The organism is Nocardia sp. NPDC005745 (assembly GCF_040630775.1).
Classification (GTDB): Bacteria; Actinomycetota; Actinomycetes; order Mycobacteriales; family Mycobacteriaceae; genus Nocardia.
In genome coordinates this window covers 110,792-116,015 of record NZ_JBEXYF010000012.1, presented here as the reverse complement: position 1 = coordinate 116,015, position 5,224 = coordinate 110,792, and the positions used below count along the sequence as shown (strand labels likewise).

General features: G+C 68.6%; 5 protein-coding genes. 2 read left to right on the top strand and 3 right to left on the bottom strand.

The window, feature by feature from the left end; translation table 11 throughout:
• The first annotated feature begins 36 nt into the window (after positions 1 to 36).
• On the top strand, positions 37 to 255 hold the full coding sequence (locus ABZ420_RS15255; protein WP_040870086.1) for an MbtH family protein: 219 nt from the start codon (positions 37 to 39) through the stop codon (positions 253 to 255).
• 60 nt (positions 256 to 315) lie between these two features.
• Here ABZ420_RS15255 and ABZ420_RS15250 read toward each other — a convergent pair whose 3' ends face one another.
• Complete coding sequence (locus ABZ420_RS15250) at positions 316 to 2,040, bottom strand: hypothetical protein (RefSeq protein WP_357122319.1); 1,725 nt, start codon at positions 2,038 to 2,040, stop codon at positions 316 to 318.
• 72 nt (positions 2,041 to 2,112) lie between these two features.
• Between ABZ420_RS15250 and ABZ420_RS15245 the strand changes: the two genes are divergently transcribed.
• Positions 2,113 to 2,379: a hypothetical protein gene (locus ABZ420_RS15245; RefSeq protein WP_357038903.1), complete on the top strand. Its 267-nt coding sequence runs from the start codon at positions 2,113 to 2,115 to the stop codon at positions 2,377 to 2,379.
• 232 nt (positions 2,380 to 2,611) lie between these two features.
• On the opposite strand, the gene ABZ420_RS15240 is transcribed toward ABZ420_RS15245, so the two are convergent.
• Together ABZ420_RS15240 and ABZ420_RS15235 are read right to left on the bottom strand one after the other, a co-directional pair.
• Positions 2,612 to 3,487, bottom strand: a complete 876-nt coding sequence (locus ABZ420_RS15240; RefSeq protein WP_357122316.1) for an aldo/keto reductase — start codon at positions 3,485 to 3,487, stop codon at positions 2,612 to 2,614.
• A gap of 403 nt (positions 3,488 to 3,890) precedes the next feature.
• Complete coding sequence (locus ABZ420_RS15235; RefSeq protein ID WP_357122313.1) at positions 3,891 to 5,144, bottom strand: helix-turn-helix domain-containing protein; 1,254 nt, start codon at positions 5,142 to 5,144, stop codon at positions 3,891 to 3,893.
• Between the last annotated feature and the right edge of the window lie 80 nt (positions 5,145 to 5,224).

The following is a 5,224-nucleotide window of genomic DNA, read 5'->3' as shown; positions in this document are numbered from 1 at the left end:
ATCCCCTGACCCGACCAGGAAGAAGGAAAATCCGAAATGACCAATCCGTTCGAGAACGACGACGCCAAGTTCTACGTCCTGATCAACAAGGAGGGCGAACACTCCCTGTGGCCGGTCTTCGCCGCCGTCCCCGGTGGCTGGACCATCGCCTACGGCGCCGCCAATCGCAAGTCCTGCCTGGAGTACGTGGAGACGCACTGGGTGGACATGCGCCCCAAGTCGCTCATCGAGGCCATGTCCAGCGAGGCGAACTGACCACCTGAATGCGCGGGGCGCGCCGGTCCCCATCCCCCCTGCCGACCGGCGCGCTCCGCCTCAGGCCTTGACCCGCGCCGAGTCGATCACCGCATGCGCGTGCTGGCGCCATTCGCCGACGGCTCTGGTGCGCAGGCCGCCGAGCGCCGAGTCGAACTGCTTGGCGCGCTGGGTGACGGTGAGCCCGACGTAGGTGTGCGCGTTCGTGATGGCGCTGGTCGCCACCGCGCAGGCTTCCTCGATCTCGCCGGAGGCCAGCAGCGCCGTGGCGTGCTCGAAGCGGACCAGGGCGGGCTCCATGGTCTCCGACGGGTCGTACAGCGCCATCGCGCGGGCGGCCGCCACGGCGGTCTCGTCGGCGCGGCCGAGGCGGGAATATCCGATCGCCTGATAAAAGGCGAGTTTCTCCGGGCGGAAAGAAAAAATACCGACCGAAAGGTCTTCCGGGCCGACGTCTTCCAAAGCCGATGCCGATCGCGTGATACAGCGCGCGAATTCGTCGGCGTGCCCGAGACTAGCGTGCGCGCGCGCCGCCATTCCCCACAACCACGCGGCGGCCGCGCCGTAGGACGGATTTTCTTGCAATCGGCCGTCGAGTAACTGCAAAACTTCCTTCGGCTTATCGCTATAGGTGGGCAAATACGCGAGCCCGGCCAGGGCGATGTCCTCCGAATAGCGGTCGCCGATGTCCTGCGCGGCATGGATCGCGGTGGCATACCACATCCGGGCCTGGCCGAAATGCCCCTCGTTGAACAGGATCTCGCCGACCACGTTCGCCAGTCTGCCCGCCGTGCGCACCAGCCGGACCTGATGATGGGTGGGCTGCCGTTCGCCGAGACAGCTTCGGACCATCCGGAATTGCTCGAGCCCGGCCTGCAGCAGTTCGTGCGGCGGCACCTGCACCACCCGCGTGCCGAGGACCTCGGCCGACTGCTCCAGGAACACCAGTCGCCGTTCACTGATCGACCCCGCGTCGAGGGTTGCCAGCATCCGTTCCGGTTCGCTCGCCACCAGGTCCGCCGCCTGGCCTGCCAGGCCCGCGCCGATGCAGGCCAGCAGTTCTCGCCTTCTCACGTCGTCTTCCTCGACTTCCTTGTCGAGCCCGATTTCCCTACCGAGCTTGGTGTGCCTTTCGGGCGCCGAATCGGCGCTTTCGTAGTCGGGGGCGGTCGCCCGGCCCGTGACGATCGCACGCTCGAATCGTTCGGCGACGACGGAATCGACCTGCGACAGGACTCTGTCGAGGAGACGCTGGCTAGCGGCGTGCATCCGGGTTGTCCGGCCGTTCTCCCACAGGACCACGGTGCGCGGTGTGACGCCCACCAGACGCGCGAATTCGTAACGGCTTCGCTTCATCGCCGTGCGAAGCGCATGTACAGCTTCGCCCGTCCAGTCGACCTCCACCATAGGTCTCACTTCCTCGCTCCAGGCCGATACAAACGGAAAGTACTCGCAATTACCGCATTCGGGTCTGTTATCTACCGAATCGCAACGCGCACTGTTGAACCGCACCCGGCATCGGGGGTCCGCCCAAACCCTGTCGAGGGCGCCCGCTGTCCGGAACCCGGCGCACGGTCCCGACACGGCCCGATCCATCCGTGTCGAGCGCGATCCGGCGGCGCCTTCTCGGTGCCGGGTGCACTGCCCAAGTGGAGGTGAAAGATGGACGTGTTGCACTCGGACGTCAGAGAATTGTGGCTGGTGCAAAGCCGCGACTGCACGCAGGAAGCGCTCGGCCTGACCTACGACCGCGCACGGTTTCTCTGCGCCGTGCACGCCGGTCACGGCGCGAACTGCCGTCAGTACCTAAGCGCGTCGGCGTTCTGTTTCCGGCAGGACGCCGGCCAGTAACCCGCCGTGGAACCGCTGCTGAGCATGCTCGGCGCGTGCACGCTGCTGGTGGCGGCCATCATCGGTGTCGGATCGTGTCTGCCGCACGGCGGCGCCGAGGACGCGCACCGCCCGCCCGAGCATCCGTTCACCATCGAACAGGCGCACCGGGTGATGCAGGGCCACCGCCCTTGCCGCGCCGACGCCTGCCCCCGCAAGCAGGCGGCCTTCCGCACCCTGGTCGCCTCCGGCCGCGTCATCCCCGACAGCCGGGCCGACGGATACTCGCGCTGACCGACCGTCGGCGCACCGAACTCGTTGCCGCACAGCGCGATCCGCCAGGCAGCGCAGTTCACCCACCGGTCGGGACTCGGCGAGGGAGTCCCGACCGGTACCACCGTCCCCCCGTACTTTCAATCCAGAGTCGATGTCGGAGGGGAACATCGACCCACGCCCACCTTGCCGCCGCCGGTCGTGAGTGGCACACGGCTGCGGCGAATCGGCCGGCCGGGCGGGCTCTTCCCGTCTATTCGGTGGCTGCCGAGAGGGCTTCGAATTCTTCGTCCGTCAGCGTGATTCGCGCTGCGGCGATGTTCTCCTCGACGTGCGCGACGCTGGAGGTGCCGGGGATCGGCAGCATCACGGGGGAGCGGCGCAGCAACCAGGCCAGTGCGAGTTGGGCGGGGGACGCGCCGTGGTCGGCGGAGATGGCCGCGAGCGGTCCGCCGGGGGCGGCGAGTTGGCCCGTGGCGATCGGGAACCACGGGATGAAGCCGATGTTCTCCTGCTCGGCGTAGTTCAGCACGTCCTCGTCGGCGCGGTTGGCCAAGTTGTACAGGTTCTGCACCGAGACGATAGTGGCGAGTTCGCGTGCCTGACGCAGCTGTTCGACGGTGACCTGGGAGAGGCCGATGTGCCGGATCTTGCCCTCCTGCTGGAGCGCCACGAGTTCACCGAGCTGGTCGGCCAGCGGCACCTGGGGGTCGATGCGGTGCAGCTGGTACAGGTCGATGCGGTCGACGCCCAAGTGGCGCAGGCTGAGTTCGGCTTGCTGGCGCAGGTATTCGGGCCGGGCGACCGGACGCCATTCGTTGGGCCCCTGACGCGTGAGACCGGCTTTGGTGGCGATCACCAAGTCCTCCGGGTAAGGCCGCAGGGCCTTACGGATCAGCTTCTCGCTGACGAACGGGCCGTAGGAGTCGGCGGTGTCGATGAAGTTGACGCCGAGCTCGACCGCGCGGCGCAGAACGCGCACCGCCTCGTCCGGGTCCTCGGGGTCGCCCCACACCCCGGGGCCGGTCAACTGCATCGCGCCGTACCCGAGCCGATGCACCGGAAGATCGCCGCCGATGGCGAAGGTTCCGGACGCCGCCGCGGTTTGCGCGTCGAGATCTGTGCTCATGTGGATGTTCCTTCCGAAGTCGGAAACTGCGCGAATGCTCTACGAGCGTCGCGCCGGTCCTGGCGCGCGCTCTCCTGCCGCAACAGCGCTGTCGCGAGGTCGATTCCCACCGCGGTGTTCGCCGGTGGCGTAAACACCCACCGGGTCCCCGGCCGACCCGACATCGATCCCTGCGCCTCACGTCCGGCGCGTCGGCATCGCCACGGTGGATGGCACGGGCCCCACCGTACTCGTTCCCGGAAACGGGGAGACCAGGACCGACCGGCTGGCACTGCCTCCGCACTTCCCCGTGCGAAAGGGGCTGCTCTGCCTCGCGCGCTGCGGCGATGTCTCGAGCCCACGGCGGGGGTATGACTGGGGAGCTCACCGGCGACACGGCATATTGCATCCGCGAATCGGCGGGCTATGCCGTGGGGACCGCGGGCCGGTCGAAGAGGATCGCCTGCATCAGGCGGATCACGCGGCGCGGCGAGCACGCCGGGTCGGTGGAGCCGAAACGCTCACCCAGGTCGACGACCAGTGCGAACGCGGCGTGCACCAGCAGGCGCGCCTCGGCGGCCGATAGCTCGGGCCGCACGCCGACCAGCAGTTTGGCCCACTCCTCGACATTGAGGCGCTGGATGTTGCGCAGCACGGTGCGCTCCTCCGGCGGCACGTTGCTGATCTCGGCGTAGTAGACGAAGGTGAGCTCGCGCTCGGCGAACGAGCCCGCCACGTACAACTCGATCAAGGTGTCGAGCGCTTGCTCCGGCGTCTCGGCGGCGGCGACGGCGGGTCCGATGGCGGCCGACACTCGATCCGCCGCCCGGCGGAACGCCGCCGTGAGGATGTCGCCCTTGCCTCGGTAGAACCGGTACACCGCCGATGAGGCGGGCAGCCCGGCGGCGGTCGCGATGTCCTCCACGCTGACATTCGGGTATCCGCGCTGGTGGAACAGCTCGACCGCGCGCATCAGCAGCAACTCGTGTTTGAAGGTCAGCGGGATCTCGGTCGCGGCGAAGCTCTCGGCTTCGGCGTTACCGGCAGGCGGCAGCTCGCACGCGGCGAGTGCGCGGCAGGCCGCGGTCAGCCGCGCGGTCAGCGCCCGCACCGGAATCGACACGTGGTGGTCGCCGATGCTGCTGAGCACACTCAGCTCCGCGGCGGCGAGCACGGAGCGGTCGGCCTTGGGCAGCGCGGGCCTGGTCTCCGCGAGCAGCGAGGTGAGCGCCGCGTTCACCCCCGCGAGCTGATCGGCCAGGGTGGCGGCGTCGGCGTCCTCCAGGTAGCGCCGCTGCCAACGCAACAACGCGGCGCTGCGCCGGTTGGCGATCGCCGCGTCGATCAGGGCGTCGAGCACGCGTTCGAGCCGTTGCGCTGGGGGCAGGCCGGTGGCATCCGGCAGCCGGGCCGCTTCCTGACTGACCGTGCCCAGCCGCAGCACTTCCTCGCGGAACAGGGCGTACTTGCTCGGATAGTGGCGATACAGCGCCGCGGAGCTGATGTCGAGGCGGGAGGCGATGTCGTCCATGCTGACGCCGTGGTAGCCCAGCGCACCGAACGCCTCGGCCGACGCGGCCGCGATCTGCGCGCGGCGGTCGCGTGGGCGGCGCCGGATCACCCGTGCCGGTGTCCCGTCGGCCGCCTTGTCCGCAGCGTGGCGGTCCTGGGCACCCATGCCGCGATGGTAGCCCAAGCCAACGTTTGGTACACCGATGCTGCCCTGCCTGGGGAACAAGTGAATGATAGATCACAAAG

What these genes read in the sequence shown, in the direction of transcription:
- ABZ420_RS15255 (WP_040870086.1), top strand. Translation starts at nt 37, where the DNA reads ATGACCAATCCGTTCGAGAACGACGACGCCAAGTTCTACGTCCTGATC.
- ABZ420_RS15240 (WP_357122316.1), bottom strand. Translation starts at nt 3,487, where the DNA reads ATGAGCACAGATCTCGACGCGCAAACCGCGGCGGCGTCCGGAACCTTC.
- ABZ420_RS15235 (WP_357122313.1), bottom strand. Translation starts at nt 5,144, where the DNA reads ATGGGTGCCCAGGACCGCCACGCTGCGGACAAGGCGGCCGACGGGACA.